The organism is Paenibacillus sp. cl123 (assembly GCF_900101595.1).
Taxonomy (GTDB): Bacteria; Bacillota; Bacilli; order Paenibacillales; family NBRC-103111; genus Paenibacillus_G.
This window is the reverse complement of sequence record NZ_FMYY01000002.1, coordinates 42,381-57,612: the sequence shown is the minus strand read 5'-3', so window position 1 is coordinate 57,612 and position 15,232 is coordinate 42,381. Positions and strand designations below refer to the sequence as shown.

The 15,232-nt window shown below is 55.9% G+C and carries 17 protein-coding genes; all 17 read right to left on the bottom strand.

What is annotated here, in order from left to right:
- Position 1 precedes the first annotated feature (1 nt).
- Positions 2-718 (bottom strand): response regulator transcription factor, encoded by a 717-nt coding sequence (locus BLR08_RS04380; RefSeq protein WP_072327703.1) that lies wholly within the window; start codon positions 716-718, stop codon positions 2-4.
- 40 nt (positions 719-758) lie between these two features.
- The gene (ccsA, locus tag BLR08_RS04375; RefSeq protein WP_072327704.1) at positions 759-2,006 is read right to left on the bottom strand and encodes a cytochrome c biogenesis protein CcsA; all 1,248 of its coding nucleotides are present in this window, start codon (positions 2,004-2,006) and stop codon (positions 759-761) included.
- A complete protein-coding gene (locus tag BLR08_RS04370; protein WP_072327705.1) occupies positions 2,003-3,676 on the bottom strand; it encodes a cytochrome c biogenesis protein ResB in 1,674 nt (557 codons plus the stop codon). The genes ccsA and BLR08_RS04370 overlap by 4 nt, the downstream gene beginning before the upstream one ends.
- Before the next feature lie 257 nt (positions 3,677-3,933).
- The gene (resA, locus tag BLR08_RS04365; RefSeq protein ID WP_072327706.1) at positions 3,934-4,458 is read right to left on the bottom strand and encodes a thiol-disulfide oxidoreductase ResA; all 525 of its coding nucleotides are present in this window, start codon (positions 4,456-4,458) and stop codon (positions 3,934-3,936) included.
- 141 nt (positions 4,459-4,599) lie between these two features.
- Positions 4,600-5,370: a pseudouridine synthase gene (locus tag BLR08_RS04360; protein ID WP_072327707.1), complete on the bottom strand. Its 771-nt coding sequence runs from the start codon at positions 5,368-5,370 to the stop codon at positions 4,600-4,602.
- 20 nt (positions 5,371-5,390) lie between these two features.
- A complete protein-coding gene (locus BLR08_RS04355; protein ID WP_256328312.1) occupies positions 5,391-5,741 on the bottom strand; it encodes an N-acetylmuramoyl-L-alanine amidase in 351 nt (116 codons plus the stop codon).
- A gap of 77 nt (positions 5,742-5,818) precedes the next feature.
- The gene (locus tag BLR08_RS04350; RefSeq protein WP_072327709.1) at positions 5,819-6,355 is read right to left on the bottom strand and encodes a spore maturation protein; all 537 of its coding nucleotides are present in this window, start codon (positions 6,353-6,355) and stop codon (positions 5,819-5,821) included.
- Positions 6,356-6,362: 7 nt separating this feature from the next.
- A complete protein-coding gene (locus BLR08_RS04345; RefSeq protein WP_072327710.1) occupies positions 6,363-6,962 on the bottom strand; it encodes a nucleoside recognition domain-containing protein in 600 nt (199 codons plus the stop codon).
- Between the two features lie 157 nt (positions 6,963-7,119).
- Positions 7,120-8,298 (bottom strand): D-alanyl-D-alanine carboxypeptidase family protein, encoded by a 1,179-nt coding sequence (locus BLR08_RS04340; protein WP_072327711.1) that lies wholly within the window; start codon positions 8,296-8,298, stop codon positions 7,120-7,122.
- A gap of 250 nt (positions 8,299-8,548) precedes the next feature.
- Positions 8,549-9,637, bottom strand: a complete 1,089-nt coding sequence (locus BLR08_RS04335) for an HD-GYP domain-containing protein (protein ID WP_072327712.1) — start codon at positions 9,635-9,637, stop codon at positions 8,549-8,551.
- A gap of 315 nt (positions 9,638-9,952) precedes the next feature.
- Positions 9,953-10,435, bottom strand: a complete 483-nt coding sequence (gene ytfJ / locus BLR08_RS04330; RefSeq protein ID WP_072327713.1) for a GerW family sporulation protein — start codon at positions 10,433-10,435, stop codon at positions 9,953-9,955.
- An 83-nt stretch (positions 10,436-10,518) separates the two neighbouring features.
- Positions 10,519-11,208, bottom strand: a complete 690-nt coding sequence (locus tag BLR08_RS04325) for a DUF2953 domain-containing protein (protein ID WP_072327714.1) — start codon at positions 11,206-11,208, stop codon at positions 10,519-10,521.
- A 140-nt stretch (positions 11,209-11,348) separates the two neighbouring features.
- The gene (scpB, locus tag BLR08_RS04320) at positions 11,349-11,963 is read right to left on the bottom strand and encodes an SMC-Scp complex subunit ScpB (protein ID WP_072327715.1); all 615 of its coding nucleotides are present in this window, start codon (positions 11,961-11,963) and stop codon (positions 11,349-11,351) included.
- On the bottom strand, positions 11,932-12,717 hold the full coding sequence (locus BLR08_RS04315; RefSeq protein WP_072327716.1) for a segregation and condensation protein A: 786 nt from the start codon (positions 12,715-12,717) through the stop codon (positions 11,932-11,934). Before BLR08_RS04315 ends, scpB begins: the two co-directional genes overlap by 32 nt.
- A gap of 72 nt (positions 12,718-12,789) precedes the next feature.
- A complete protein-coding gene (ribE, locus tag BLR08_RS04310) occupies positions 12,790-13,260 on the bottom strand; it encodes a 6,7-dimethyl-8-ribityllumazine synthase (RefSeq protein ID WP_072327717.1) in 471 nt (156 codons plus the stop codon).
- Positions 13,261-13,310: 50 nt separating this feature from the next.
- Complete coding sequence (locus tag BLR08_RS04305) at positions 13,311-14,525, bottom strand: bifunctional 3,4-dihydroxy-2-butanone-4-phosphate synthase/GTP cyclohydrolase II (RefSeq protein WP_072327718.1); 1,215 nt, start codon at positions 14,523-14,525, stop codon at positions 13,311-13,313.
- Positions 14,526-14,558: 33 nt separating this feature from the next.
- Positions 14,559-15,230, bottom strand: a complete 672-nt coding sequence (gene ribE, locus BLR08_RS04300) for a riboflavin synthase (RefSeq protein WP_072327719.1) — start codon at positions 15,228-15,230, stop codon at positions 14,559-14,561.
- Positions 15,231-15,232: the final 2 nt, after the last annotated feature.

Genomic DNA, 15,232 nt, shown 5'->3' with positions numbered 1-15,232 from the left:
GTTATTTCGGCACCTCAAGCTTGTAGCCGACGCCCCATACGGTCGTAATCATAGCCGCTGCGTCCGGCGAAACCTTGTTCAGCTTCTCGCGCAGCCGCTTCACATGCGTGTCGACCGTGCGCAGGTCGCCGAAAAATTCGTAGTTCCATACATCCTTCAGCAGCTCTTCCCGGGAGAAAACCTTGTCCGGCGATACGGCCAAGTAATGCAGCAGCTCGTACTCCTTGGGCGTAAGCGCAACCTCTTGCCCTCCTGCACTGACCCGGTGAGCGTCATGCTCGATCACGAGATTCGGGAAGACAATATTGTTGCTGGAGTTGACCTCCTTGGACAAATAGGCCGTCACCGACGATCGCCGCAAAATCGCCTTGACCCGGTAGATCACCTCGCGCGGACTGAACGGCTTGACGACATAGTCGTCAGCGCCCGACTCAAATCCCTGCACCCGGTTCGTTTCCTCTCCCTTGGCTGTCAGCATGATGACCGGGGTTGACTTCACCTGGCGAAGCCTGGCGCATACTTCATTGCCGTCGATGCCGGGAAGCATCACATCCAGCAGGATCAGGTCATAGTCGACCTCCAGCGCCTTGTGGAGCGCAGTCTCCCCGTCCTCGGCTTCGTCAATGCGGTAATTCTCCTTCTCCAGATACATCCGAAGCAAACGGCGGATTCTTTCCTCGTCGTCCACTACCAAAATATTCATCTTCATATCCGTCATGGCTTTGCACCTCTTTCCATCAGTATGAACCTTGTTCGTGTTACGTTCCTGAATACGAATGCAAGCCTGCGATGACCAGGTTGACCCCGATGAGGGTGAACATGACGACTAGGAAGCCGATAACCGACAGCCAGGCGGAGCGCTTGCCCTGCCAGCCTCGCGACAGCCTGAAGTGCAGGTAGGCTGCGTAGAAAAGCCATACGATCAGCGCCCAAACCTCTTTCGGGTCCCAGCCCCAGAACCGGCCCCACGCCTCATGCGCCCAGATCATGGCGAAGATGAGCGCGCCAAGCGTAAAGATCGGATAGCCGATGGCGATGGACCGATAGCCGATCTCATCGATATCGTCGGGGTCTACCCCCTTCATAAGCGGATTAAGCGCCGCTCCCAGCGGCTTGCGAGCGATCAGCCGAAGCAGCCCATACAGCACGATCCCGCCCAGGAGCGACCATATCACCGTATTCAGCTTGCGTCCGGCGTTGGCTCCCTTCATCCATGACGGAGCTTCCATCAACGGCTCCGTCATGCCGAAGAACGGCGTCATTTGGAGAATCGTGGCCTCATGCGGACCGACCAGCGGCGGCAGCACATACGTCGTCTCCTGAGGCACGAGCTGCTCGACATTGTTGACGTCCTTCATGACGGCATTGCTGGAAAATACCGCTTTATAGCCCATGCCGTTGAAGGAGAAGATCGCAACCACGAAAGCAACGACGATCGCCAGCGTAAACAGGGTGAATTCCACCCCGCGCTGTTCGCGGCGGGCAGCCTTGCTGCGATCCTTGAAGTCGACGTTCTGCACGAGATACATCAGACCCGCTGCAAAGCCGACGGCGAAAAACGCCTCGCCAAGCGCCGCAGTCGTCACATGAATTTTCAGCCAGTAGCTCTGCAGAGCCGGAATTAGCGGCTGCACCTCTTTGGGAAAAACGGAAGCGTACCCGATAATGATGATGGCCACAGGCATCGCGAAAACGCCAAGCACGGAAGACTTGTACAAGAAGTAAACGACGATAAAGGCAAGCACGATCATCATGCTGAGAAATGTCATGAATTCATACATGTTGCTTGTAGGGATGTGTCCGGCCTCCGCCCACCTTGTAAAGAAAAAGCCCGCTTGCGAGAGGAAGCCCAGTATCGTGAGAACAATTCCGATACGGCCCCATTTACGCCCGTAGCTTACCGGATCGGCAACCTGCACCGACTTGCCCCCTGAAACCCCGATCACGAAGCCCAGCATGGCCAGCGCATAAATAATAAATGCAATCAGCAGTAACGTGCTGCTCACGTTTGTTCCACCTTTCTTTCGAGCGCTTTGGGATCAATCACGATTCCCGTTTTTCCGAGAACCTGCGAGACTTCCTTGCGAAGCCCGTACCAGTTTTTATTAGCGTGAGCGCCAAGCGACAGCTCCCCGTCGTCAATACGAAGCCAAATCCGGCGGTGATTCCAGTAAAAGCCCATAATAAGCCCAATCATGGAGATAGCCGCTCCCACCCAAATATACGGCATCGCCCGGTCAACCCGGATGTTCAGATAGCTGATATATTCGGATATCTGGACATTGTCCATCGAGCTGACCGACAGCTCCAGCTTCTGACCGAGCGCGCCGTTGATCTCGTCCTGGCGGAAATTAACCTTGTCGATCTGACGCGGGAAATACATATAAGGCTCGCCACCGGCGGCAAGGCCCGGACCCGTAATCGTAAACACAAAGGCCGGCATAATCGGGTCCCTGGACTTCGTCATCGGCAGCCCTTTGGGGTCGACGGCAAACTCCGGGAAGTAGGCGCTCAGCTTGAGCTGATAAGGACCGGCCGTATACAGCTCCCGCGGATTGTCCATGGACAGCTCGAACGCTCCGAAGGACTCCCCGGTTTCCTTGTTGACCAGCGTCGGCTTGACGGAGATGAGGGTCGGAGCTGGCTTGAAGTCAAACTGGTACGCGAGCAGCCCTTTGTAGGAGAGCGGCTTGTTCACGACAATAGACTGCTTGTGCACTTCCTCCAGCACCGGCTCCTTCGCCGGATCGTCGCAGTCCGCCTTGCACATAAACAGCGCCGCCTGCGTCTCGTACACCTTAGGCACATCGATTCCTTTGGCGCGGAAGTCCTCGGTCATCTCCTCGGGCGTATAATACTCCAGCGTGAATTTCTCGTTTTTCAAATAATACGAGGTCTCCGGAATTTTGACCAGCTTGCCTTCAGGAAACCCGATGTGCTGGTCCATATGCCACCCGGGAATTCCCCGCATCAGCACGGCCCCGAGGAAAATAATGAGTCCGATATGATTGATATAAGGACCCCAGCGGCTGAAACGGTATTTCTCGGCAAGCAGGGCGCTGCCTTCCGTATGTACGCGGTAGCCGGACTTGGCAAGCGCCTTGGCGGCAAGCTTGTTCCACTCCTCAGCGGCTTGCGCGGAAGAGCCTCCGGGAATTGGACCGCTGTACGTCACCTTCTGCCGGGTAATGAAGCGAAGATGCTTGCGAATCTGCTGCTTGCTGAGCGCCCGGTATAACGGAAGCACGCGGTCCAGGCTGCAGACGACCAGCGACGTGCCGATCATAAACAGCAGAGTAATGAACCACCAGGACTCGAACGTATGGGACAAGCCCAGCATGTAATAGATTTTTCCGGACAACCCATAGGTTTCTTCATAATAAACGGATGGATCGAAGTTCAGAAATGTGTTTTCTTGCGGATAAATCGTGCCGAGCGCCGATCCGAGCAGCGTGATCAGGATCAGATAGATGGCCACCTTGACCGAGGAGAAAAAGTTCCATACCCGGTCGATCACGCCTGGATTGGCCTTCTGGGAGCGACGGGCCATCCCGTCATACTTCATCTCGAGCGGCCCTTCCCCCCCGTCATCCTCCAGCGGCTTGCCGCAAGATTCGCACAGCAGGGTGCCGACGGGATTCTGATGGCCGCATTCGCATTTTGTATTGTGAATCATGAGGGTCCTCCTCGAAGGAAGGGCAGCCGGTTAGTAAAAAGCAGATTCGATCAATAAGGCTGGCACGCTCCTGTCAGAATGAGGCTCCGGCTGCTGTTGAAATCGGATTTCCCTGATTGAACTGTCAAGTAGATAGAAATCCGATTTCAAAGGCAGCTCGTAAACTCTTCGCCCCATTCTGACACCGCTTATACCAAATTGATCAAATCTGACAAGCAAACCAACCGGTTCCGGCACGTTCCTTCGTAATCATTAAGTTATTGGGGCAGTAAGGATGCGATCGTTTTGTCGATGTAAGCGGCATCCATCTCGCCGATGCGGATTTCTCCGATTTTGCCGTCAGGCTTGACGAAGAACGTCGTCGGATACTGTGAGACGCCGTAGCGCTTGCGCGTCTCCTCGTTCTTGTCGAACAAGATCGGGAAAGTGACTTTGTACTGCTTGATGAAGTTTTCCACGGCCACTTTGGGCTCGTCCAGATTCAAACCCCATATCTCCACGTTTTTCCCGGCCCACTTCGCCTTCTGCTGCTCCAGCGCCGGCATCTCGTTGCGACAGGGCTCGCAGAACGTGCCCCAGAAGTTGATGACGACTACTTTGCCTTTCAAGTCGGACAGCTGTCTGGTCTGACCATCCAGACTGGCCAGCTTAAAGTCAGGCGCATTCGCTCCTTCAGTCGGCTTTTTGTCGGCGAAAAACAGGTTATTCACAAGCGTCCAGCCGCCGACCAGAAGAATAACGGTGAAAATGGCAATTTGTACCCACTTTTTATGTTTTCCCATCATCCCACACCTTCAAACCCGATTAGTTCGCCATCGTGAAGAAGCGCCGGCTGCAGTCGTCCTCGGCATGGACCGACGAAGGGCTGCGAGTCGGCGCGGTTCCTCATTAAACGGCTACTCACTTTATTATAGCGAAAAATGTCACAAGTCGGATTCGCCTTTTTGAATTTTATGTGACTGGCCGTTCTCCATTGCGAGCGCGGCGTCGCGCAGCTCCTTCACTTCCTGCGGCGACATGAGCCGGAACTTGCCCCGCGGCAGCCCGGAGAGCAGCAGCGGTCCGAATTGCACCCGCTTCAGCTTGATCACGGGATGATGGATGGCGTCGAACATCCGGCGCACTTGACGGTTGCGCCCTTCGTAGATCGTAATTTTAATAACCGATTCCTTTTTCTCGGGATACACGTTGTGATACTCGACCTCGGCAGGCGAAGTCATCCCGTCCTCCAGTTGAATGCCCTCTCTCAGCTTGTCCAGCAGATTGCCGTGCGGCACCCCCTTCACCGTGGCCAGATAAGTGCGCGGCACATGGTGCTTGGGATGCGTCAGCAGATGGGCAAATTCGCCGTCGTTGGTCATCAGGAGAAGCCCTTCGGTATCGTAATCCAGCCGTCCGATCGGATAAATCCGCTCCTTCATATGCCGGAAGAAATCGGTCACGGTCTTCCTTCCTTCCGGATCTTCCGCGCTGGTGATGACGCCCTTCGGTTTATTAAATATCACATATACCTTGGCCTGTTTGCGTATCGGCTTGCCGTCCACCCGGATCTGATCGCTGCCGGCGTCCACCTTCACGCCCAGGGTGGTGACGACCTCGTCATTCACCTGCACGCGGCCTGCGGTTATAAGCTCCTCGCATTTTCTTCGCGATGCAACGCCGGCCTCGGCCAGCACTTTCTGTAATCGTTCCATCTTCTCTATTCACCTCAAAGCTAATGATACCTATCCTGAGGTGAAATCACAAGACGCGCCCACGGAAAACCCGGGCCGGGACATGTTTCCGAGTGCGGATACACCGCATCGGGAGGGAAATCGTACATCGCCGACAAGCGAAGGATCAATTTGCCCAGCACAAACCACTGCTCTTCGCTGCCTGGTTCCAGGTACGCGCCCTGCTGCGAATAGTCGCCTTCCAGACAAATATGAATATAGGAAGGGTCCGTCGGGACAGAGGAAGGGATGATAACGCCGGTTTTGGTGATGAACAGATCATATCCTTTTCCATTAATGGACGGACAGACGGAATGATGCATGAGGATGCCGTCATAGCTCAAAGCTCTCACCTCTTCACGAAGGTTCGCTGCTTGCAGTCTATGCAGAGCTTGACGGCAGGGTGACGCGGAGGGATGACGGACGAGGCTCAGCCGGAAAAAGCGAGGTAGCAGATGACGATGGAAGCGATGAAGCCCACGGCATCGGAGATGAGACCTACCTTGAGCGCATAGCCGGCCTTGCGGATGCCGATCGCTCCGAAGTACACCGTGACGACATACAGCGTCGTATCCGTGCTCCCCTGAATCGTGGAAGCGATCCGCCCCACCATGGAATCCGGCCCGAACTGGGAGATCAGATCGGTCGTAAACGCAAGCGAGCCCGCCCCGGTGATCGGGCGCAGAAACGCCAGCGGGATAATCTCGCTGGGGACTCCAAGCTGCTCGCAGATCGGCTTCAGCCAGCCGATGAACAGGTCCATCGCGCCCGAGGCGCGGAATACGCTGATCGCCACCATCATCCCGACCAGGTGAGGGATAATGCGGATCGCCGTATCGAAGCCGTCCTTGGCCCCGTCTACAAACGACTCGTAGACGGGCACCTTGCGGTAAGCGGCATACAGGGGAATAAAAACGATGATGACCGGGATCGCCCAAGCGGAGATGAGATTTATAAATTCAAACACTTATTCATCATCCTTTCCCCGGACCGATCGTGGTATAGCGCTTACGGTACCAGCGGTCGACCATAATCGCCGCCGCGGTGGAGATGATCGTCGCAATCAGGGTCGTGCCCACAATTTCGGCGGGATTGGCGGAATTATAGCTCATGCGGATCGCAATGAGCGTCGTCGGTATCAGCGTGATGCTCGCCGTGTTCAGAGCCAGCAATGTGGCCATCGCCGGACTGGCCGCATCCTTACGCGGATTCAGCTTCTGCAGCTCCTGCATCGCCTTGATGCCCATCGGGGTGGCGGCGTTGCCAAGACCGAATATATTGGCGCTCATATTCGACATAATGTAGCCAAGAGCCGGATGATCCTTCGGCACCCCCGGGAATAACATCCGGACAACGGGGCCCAGCAGCCGGGCAAGCTGGCGCAGCATGCCCGAATCCTCGGCGATCCGCATCATCCCGAGCCAGAATACCATGATGCTGATGAGGCCGAAGCAGACCGTGACCCCGCTTTTGGCTCCGTCGAACACGGCCTCGGTCACCAGGTCGATCCTGCCCTGAAAGGCAGCTACGATAAAGCCGGCAACGATAAAAAACAACCAGATAAAATTGACCATGCCGTCTTCCCTTCCTTCCTTGTGCCCGCCAGTTCGGTAGTTCGTTATTCGTTAGTTCGGTAGTTCGTTAATTCAATAGTTCGGCAATTCAGCAGTTCGCTAGTCCGCTTCCCGTTTCCGCTTACCCGCAGTCCGGCCGGCCGCTCTGCGCTGCAAGCTATGAATTCGTCTGCCCTGTGAGCATCATGCGGGTCAGCGACTGCAGGATATAAAGCCACTTGTCCGCCAGACTCCAGTTGGCTTGATCGACAGCGTATGCGGGGGCATGCCCGCCTCCGGCATCCGACAGCCTCGGACTGTCGGCAGGCACGAGCGGCACGGTGCCGATCAGCTTGCCGCCCAGCTTGAAATCAACCCGTCCGGCGGTGCCCAGGCGAAATTCCGTCGACGCCGGATCATTCAGCATTGTCTCGCGGGTGAAGCCGCCTGCTTCATCCTCACTGGCCGGGTAACGCAGTCCGGCTCCTGCCACGAAGCCTGTGCCGTCTACTGCCTCCCCCGGCTGGATCAGTGTCTGGAGCGGGTAATGCTGGAACCCGTAGTCGAGCAGACGGGCATGATCGATCCAGTCGTTTGAATCGTTTAGCGTGACAACCGCAACCTGCTGTCCTCCCCGGGTAGCCGAGGAGACAAGACAGCGCAGGGCCAGCTTCGTATAGCCTGTTTTTACGCCGTCGGCTCCCTCGTAGAGCGAGAGCATTTTATTTTTATTGATCCATGTATAATCCCAGGACTCATTAGGATTCGGCACCTTCTTCACTTTCGTCTTCACGATTTCCTGGAATACCGGATTGCGAAGCGCATACGCCGTCAGCTTGGCCATATCGTTCGCCGTAGAGAAATGCCCTTCCTCATCCAGCCCGGACGGATTTTTGAAGCTTGAGTTAGTCATCCCGATCAGCCTGGCCTTCTCGTTCATCAAATAAGCGAAGCCTTCCACACTCCCGCCTACATGCTCGGCAATCGTGGTAGCCGCATCATTGCCTGATCGCAGCATCATGCCGTAAAGCAGATCTTTCAGGTTCATTTCTTCACCCAGCTTCAGATAAATGGAAGAGCCTTCCTTGCCGAAGGCGTTTTTGCTCACCTTGGCCATATCGGACAGCTTCCCGTGCTCAATAGCCACTATCGCAGTCATAATCTTGGTCAGACTGGCGATCCGCATCGGCTTGTCCCCCCGCGAGCTATACAGCAGCCGGCCCGACACTACGTCGATCAAGGCTGCAGACTCGGCGCTCGTGCTTATTCCCGGGGGGGCGGCGATCGCCGGCGGCGCGAACCCCGGAAAAGCGGCGGCCAGCAGCAGGGCCAGCAATAATCCTAGTACTCTTCTCATGTCGTTCCTCCTACATTTTAAGGCTGGCAGCACACGAACGGGCAGGAAGCCGACTCGGATCAGCCCCGCGGCTCAGGCGGAAAATCCAGGACAAGTTCGGATGCTTGTTCAAGTATATGCGGGCGGGATTATCGTTATGAACGGCTTGTCGTTCCAATATTCGTCTCCGGGAACGAAAGCCCAAGCCAAAAAGCCGGAACTGAACGCCCATAGAGCGCAGTTCCGGCAACGGCAGCCTGCTATTGTTCGATTAAACCTCCACTTGCTCGATAAACAACGTAAGCTTCTCGCTCAAGTCCACTTCATACGGCTGGGACAGCTTCTGACCGTCCGCATCCTCCAGCACGCGGATCATCGGCCGCTGGGGAACGGCCGGATTAATGCCCACGACAACGCCCTTCTCCCTGCTGCTGAGCTGCACCGTTACGCCCAGCGGATAAATAGCTACATTATCGCGGAACAGCGCGACCTTCTTCTGATCGTACAGCGTGCCGACTCCGGCAAATAAAATTTCCATCGCTTGATGGGGCAGCATCGCCGATCGGTGCGCGCGGTGCGTAGTCATCGCGTCATAGCTGTCCGCTACGGCGATCCACTTGGCATACTCATGGATGTCCTTGCTCCCGATGCCTCGCGGGTATCCGCTTCCATCTTCACGTTCATGATGCTGGAACGCGCAATGAGCGGATAGCAGCGGCATATTCGGCTCATCCTTCAGCAGCTTGAAGCCCAGCTCCGGATGTTTTTTGATCTCCTCGTACTCCTGTGGAGTCAGCCTTCCTGCCTTGTTCAGCAGCGAGGCCGGCACCTTGGTCAAGCCGATATCATGGAGCAGCGCTCCCATGCCGATCGTCATAAGCTGTTCCCGGGTGTAGCCATTCACCATCCCGAGCATCGTAACATATATGCAAACATTCAGCGAATGCTGATACAAGTAGTTGTTCATGACATTCATATTGGTCAGCATAATAAGCGTGCCCGGTTTATTGTCGCTCAGATCGTCGATAATCATCTTCATCACATTGCCGAACGCCCGGCCCAGCACCTGGCCCTTGGAAACTTTGGACATGCTGTTCTTCTCCATGAACGATCGGAAGTGGGTCCTGACTTCCTGAATAGCGCGCGCACGAGTTTCGTCCGAGATAGGATCGGATATGCATACATCCTCGGTAACCGGATCGGCTATGTACAGGTAATCGATCCCGAACTGCTGCAGCCTCCGGATAAGCGCTTCATTTAACTCCGCTCCTGCATTGAGCAGCACGATCCCTTCTTCACTGAAAATGCACTTGCCGAGCCGCATGCCGGCCTGACAAGACATCGTTGGAAGCAGTCGCAATCTCCATCCTCTCCCTGTGTCTTTCCACCTAATGTCAAGAAAATTTAATCTAAATTTACTATAGACCAAGGTCCCGGAAAGAGCAAGAACAGCCCACGAAAATGTGCTAAAACTAACAAAAAATGTGGGGTGATGGGAGGAAATGCTCATGGATGGCGTGGCGTACAGCTCCGTTCCAGTGCATAAACCCTGCTACTGCACCCTCTCCTGCCTGAGCGCATATGCACGCCATCCGATTGAGAAAAATACCCTAGAACGCCAACAAAAAAAGCTGCCCGCAGGCAGCTTCCGTAAGCCTCTAAAGTCTCCAGGTCGCTATACAATAAAGTTTTGATTCTCGATATTGGTGACCTGCGTGGCTCCGGCTGTCTCATCGCTGGAGCCGGACTTGCCGCTGCTCTTCAGCATTGATTGGATGCGGTCTACGACCTGCGGCGCGGAATCGATCAGGCGCTCCATCAGATGCGTCTGATTATCGAGCGGCACCACTTTTACGCCATGCTTGCCGACGACCAGAAAGGCGATGGGCGTAATGGACACCCCGCCGCCGCTGCCGCCGCCGAAAGGCAAGGACACCGACGCATTATGGGCGTCCGTGCGCCCCCCTCCCGCTTGTGGGTCATCGGATACGAACTCGCTGCCTCCCGCGGCGAAGCCGAACCCCACTTTGCTGATCGGCATAATTACGCTTCCGTCAGGCGTTTCAACCGGATCGCCTACGATCGTATTGACGTCAGCCATTTGCTTGATGTTTTCCATAGCCGTCTTCATTAAGCCTTGAATCGGATGCTCTGTCATCTTGGAAGCCTCCCTGTCTGTAGTCGGAGTAAGGAACAGTGTTAGCTTAACCTTCTCCGGCGCAGACTATGTAGCGTACTTGATCATTGAGGCTGGGGCATGCGGCGGGCAAGGATTCGTTTCCAGGTATCCCATCCTCCCTCCGTTTTGCGGATGCGGTGCAGCAGCCGGACCCCGCCGCTCAGCAGATGCCAGATGCGGATGTAAAACATCCCGGTGCCTTCCGTCAAGAAGGCCTTCCGGTTGAATGCCGGCATCACCATCAGCTGCGGCTGAGCGTCCAGACGAATCGAGCGGGAGATGAAGCCCAGCATGGAGGATTTGATCGCCCACAGCGAGCCGACGAGCATGGCGGTGGCCGGAGCGTCCCCCAGCCCGACCGATGTTTTCCAGCTCAGCTCCGTACAGTGTACCCGGCTCATCAGCCTTTTCATCCATTCATTAAATTCAAAGCAATGCTCCAGCAGCTCGCGAAAATCCTCGTAGGCGCTTTTGATTTTATGCGAATCAATCCGGTCGTCATGATCGCCCAGCAAAGTACCGGCATTGGCATTCACCTGCTCCGTGCGCACCTCAAGCCCGAGCGCCAGTCCCTTGAACCGGATGACCGGCACCTCATAACGGAAATGTACAAGTCCGAGCAGCGCCTTAACCTCAATCGTTATCTCGTCGTTCTGCTCCTGATGCGTAAACGCAAATCGGATCTTGACCGGCCTTGACAACAACAGGCCAGCCAGGAATACAAGAACCGCGGCCACTCCAAGCCATATCATGCCCAATCTCCCCTCCGCATGCCGCAAGCTTCCCCGAACACAAATAAACTCCCGGGTGGCCGGAAGCATGCCGCTTCGTTTCCACGGGAGTTAGTATTGCCCTGTGCTGCCAAAACATGCGCTGGGCCGCCAGGCTTGGCTCAGCCATTGTCGTCCGTCGACATCTCGTCAAACGTCATCTGCCTGCCATCCAGCTTCTCGAACAGCAGCCGAGTCTCTTCTTCCAGATTATCATCGTTCTCGAACAACGATGTTTCCGGAAGATCCTTCAGCGCGCTCAGGCCAAAATAATCCAGAAAAGGCTTGGTCGTTCCGTACAGGATCGGTCGACCCGGCGCATCGGCCCGGTCGACCTCCTGAATGAGGTCCTTGGCAACCAGGGTTTGCAGAGCCCGATCGGCCTTGACTCCGCGAATTTCTTCAATCTCGACTCTTGTGATCGGCTGGCGGTAGGCAACGATGGCCAGCGTCTCAAGAGCCGCTTGCGACAAGGAAGAGCGCGATGGCGAGTAGGCAAGCCGCTCGAAGTAAGCGGCATGCTCGGGAACGGTGGTAAGCTGGAACGTGCCGGCAAGCTGCACAATCTGTAGCCCCCGTCCCTCCCGCTTCATATCAGCCTGCAGATCGAGCACCAGTTCGGTTATAAAGGCTGCATCCTGTTCCAGCACCTCAGCGAGCTGTTTGGCGTCCAGTCCTTCGTCCCCCGCCACGAACAGTAAGCCTTCAATAACTGATTTCATCTGCCCAAAATCCATCTGACCTTCCATCCTCCCGTGCCTGAATCACAATATCATCGAACAGCTTGTGCTGAAAGCACACGATTTTTTTCACCTTCATGAGCTCCAGCACGGCCAAAAACGTGACGACGATCGAGTCTCTCGAACGTTCCCTGTCAATGAGCCTGGAGAACAGCAGCTTGCCTCCGCTGCGTTCCAATGAATCGACCAGCTGGAACATGCGGTCTTTGACGCTGATTTCATCCTTGCGGATGCTGGCTACCGCCTGGCGGCTTTGGAGTCTCCTCATCGCCTTGCGGAAGGCATTCACCAAATCGTTGACATCCAATCCCTTCACCGGGTTCTCCTGCACGACGGGAACATAAGGCGTCAAATCCTCGGGCTCGCGCGTAAAGATCAAGCTCCGTTCCACTTCCTTATCGCGCAGATGATCGGCGATCGCCTTGTACTTGCGGTATTCGATCAGCTTAGCGACAAGCTCGGCGCGCGGATCGTAATCGTCTTCCATCATGTAATCGTCAAAGTCCAGATCCAGCACCGGAGGCTTCGGCAGCAGCATCTTGCTCTTGATCGAAAGCAAAGTGGCCGCCATCACGAGAAATTCGCTGGTGACCTCCAGCTCCAGCTCCTGCATCGCATCCAAATATTCGAGGTACTGATCGGTAATATCCTTGATCGGGATATCATAAATATCAACTTCCGCCCGGTCGATCAGATGAAGCAGCAAATCAAGGGGGCCTTCAAACGTCTCCAGCTTCACCGTAACTTTCATCTGCGCTTGATTCCCCCTTGTCTGCCTGCTGCTGTATATTGCGGCTTATCCGTCAGCCGGCCGTCTTCAAAATTATTGCTGGAGCTGTCGAGTCAAATTCGCCATCTCGATAGCGGTAACCGCGGCTTCCCAGCCTTTGTTGCCGGCCTTCGTTCCTGCACGTTCGACGGCCTGCTCGATCGAATCGGTCGTCAGCACGCCGAAAATGGTCGGAACGCCTGTCTTAAGTCCGATGGCGGCTACGCCCTTGGCCGCTTCATTGCACACATAATCAAAGTGTGGCGTTGATCCGCGAATAACGGCCCCAAGCGTAATGACGGCATCGTAACGGCCGCTTTCCGCCAATTTCTGGGCAATCAGCGGGATTTCGAAGGCGCCTGGCACCCAAGCCAGCTCGATCTCGCTCTCTTCCACGCCATGACGCTTCAGCGCGTCCAGCGCGCCGCTGACCAGCTTGCCGGTAATAAATTCGTTAAACCGCCCGGCTACGATCCCGTATTTCAAACCTTTCGACACTAAATGACCTTCGTATACTTTCGTCATAATCTCACAACTTCCTTTCGATTTCAATATTTTTTTGCAGACAGGCTTGCTTAAATGGTGAAATCCAACAGATGACCCAGCTTTTGCTGCTTCGTATGCAAATAATTCGTGTTGTCTTCGTTTTCTTCCATCTGGATCGGAACGCGCTCGGTAATTTCCAGCCCATAGCCTTCCAGTCCCCGGATTTTGCGCGGATTGTTGGTCAGCAGCCGGATCTGCCTGATCCCGAGATCCTTCAAGATCTGAGCGCCAATCCCATAGTCGCGCAGATCGGCGCCGAAGCCAAGCTTCAGATTCGCATCGACGGTGTCGAGTCCCTGCTCCTGCAGCTTATAGGCCTTCAGCTTGTTGATCAGGCCGATGCCCCGCCCTTCCTGTCTCATATAGAGAAGAACGCCCGAGCCCGCTTCGTCGATCTGCTTGAGCGCGGCGGCCAGCTGGGGTCCGCAGTCGCAGCGATGGGAGTGAAAGACGTCTCCGGTCAAGCATTCGGAATGGACGCGGACAAGCGTCGGCTTGGCCGGGTCAATCTCCCCTTTCACGAGCGCGACATGCTCCTTGTTGTCGACATCATTGGAGTAGGCGATGGCGGCGAAAACGCCGTAGTCCGTCGGCATCCGCACCTCCACCTCGCGGCGGACGAGCTTATCCTTCACGTTGCGGTATTGGATCAGATCCTGGATCGTGATGATTTTCAGCTCATGCTTGGCGGCAATCTCCATCAGATCCGGCACGCGGGCCATCTCTCCGTCTTCCTTGATGACCTCGCAGATGACGGCAGCCGGGTAAGATCCGCACATCCGGGCGAGATCGACAGCCGCTTCCGTATGCCCGCTTCGCCGCAGCACGCCGCCTTTCTTGGCGATCAGCGGAAAAATATGACCGGGACGCCGGAAATGCTCCGGCTTTGTCCGGTCGTCCATCAGCGACTTCACGGTCAGCGACCGTTCCGAAGCGGAAATTCCGGTCGTCGTGTCCACGTGGTCGATGGACACAGTGAAGGCTGTCCCGTGGTAATCGGTATTGCGCGCTACCATCGGCGGCAGATCCAATTGGAGCGCCCTTTCCTCCGTGATCGGCGCGCAGACGAGTCCCCTGCCTTCCTTGATCATAAAATTGATGACTTCGGGCGTCGCCTTCTCCGCCAGCGCGATAAAATCGCCTTCGTTCTCCCTGTCCTCATCGTCCACGACGATAATGACCTTGCCGCGCATCAGATCGTATATCGCTTCCTCAATCGTATGGAATGTAATCGGTGCCGTCATTGCTCCACGCCTCCTTTGCCTTATTTTCACGCTTTACATAAATCCGTGCTCCGTCAGCAGCGAAGCCGTCAGTCCGCCGGTCTGTCCGGTTCGGGCCCCCGCGGCCGCGCCGCCGTTAAACCCGAGCAGCCGCTCGATATATTTCCCCAGCACGTCGGCTTCCAGATTGACCTTGTCGCCGGCTTGCTTGTACCGCAGCACCGTTTCGGCCAACGTATGGGGAATGATGGACACCGTAAAATGCGCCTCCCCCGTATCCACTACCGTCAAGCTAATCCCGTCAATCGTGATCGAGCCATGCGGGATGACATATTTCAGCAGACCCGGATCGCCGGGCTCGATCCGGAACACGACGGCATTCTCTTCCTGCCTGCGCGCGGCTATGCGGCCGGTCGCATCGACATGTCCCTGCACGATATGCCCGCCAAACCGGCCGTTTGCCGCCATCGCCCGCTCCAGATTGACCGGCGAGCCTGTCGTCAAGCTCTCCAGCGTTGTGCGGCGGAATGTCTCCGGCATCACATCGACGGAGAAGGTGGCCGTGTCGAAAGCGATCACTGTCAGGCATACCCCATTCACGGCGATGCTGTCGCCCAGCTTCACATCCTCCAGCACCCGCTTCGCTGCGATGGTCAGCACCATCGCTTGCCCCTGACGGTCGATGCGCTTCATCGCGCCGATCTCTTCAATAATTCCCGTAAACATGC

Coding starts and splice junctions, on each gene's coding strand:
- BLR08_RS04305 (WP_072327718.1), bottom strand. CDS start 14,525: ATGACGGCACCGATTACATTCCATACGATTGAGGAAGCGATATACGAT.
- BLR08_RS04345 (WP_072327710.1), bottom strand. CDS start 6,962: ATGGTCAATTTTATCTGGTTGTTTTTTATCGTTGCCGGCTTTATCGTA.
- BLR08_RS04360 (WP_072327707.1), bottom strand. CDS start 5,370: ATGGAACGATTACAGAAAGTGCTGGCCGAGGCCGGCGTTGCATCGCGA.
- ribE (WP_072327717.1), bottom strand. CDS start 13,260: ATGACGAAAGTATACGAAGGTCATTTAGTGTCGAAAGGTTTGAAATAC.
- resA (WP_072327706.1), bottom strand. CDS start 4,458: ATGGGAAAACATAAAAAGTGGGTACAAATTGCCATTTTCACCGTTATT.
- scpB (WP_072327715.1), bottom strand. CDS start 11,963: ATGGATTTTGGGCAGATGAAATCAGTTATTGAAGGCTTACTGTTCGTG.
- BLR08_RS04340 (WP_072327711.1), bottom strand. CDS start 8,298: ATGAGAAGAGTACTAGGATTATTGCTGGCCCTGCTGCTGGCCGCCGCT.
- BLR08_RS04315 (WP_072327716.1), bottom strand. CDS start 12,717: ATGAAAGTTACGGTGAAGCTGGAGACGTTTGAAGGCCCCCTTGATTTG.
- BLR08_RS04380 (WP_072327703.1), bottom strand. CDS start 718: ATGACGGATATGAAGATGAATATTTTGGTAGTGGACGACGAGGAAAGA.
- BLR08_RS04370 (WP_072327705.1), bottom strand. CDS start 3,676: ATGATTCACAATACAAAATGCGAATGCGGCCATCAGAATCCCGTCGGC.
- ytfJ (WP_072327713.1), bottom strand. CDS start 10,435: ATGACAGAGCATCCGATTCAAGGCTTAATGAAGACGGCTATGGAAAAC.
- ribE (WP_072327719.1), bottom strand. CDS start 15,230: ATGTTTACGGGAATTATTGAAGAGATCGGCGCGATGAAGCGCATCGAC.
- BLR08_RS04325 (WP_072327714.1), bottom strand. CDS start 11,208: ATGATATGGCTTGGAGTGGCCGCGGTTCTTGTATTCCTGGCTGGCCTG.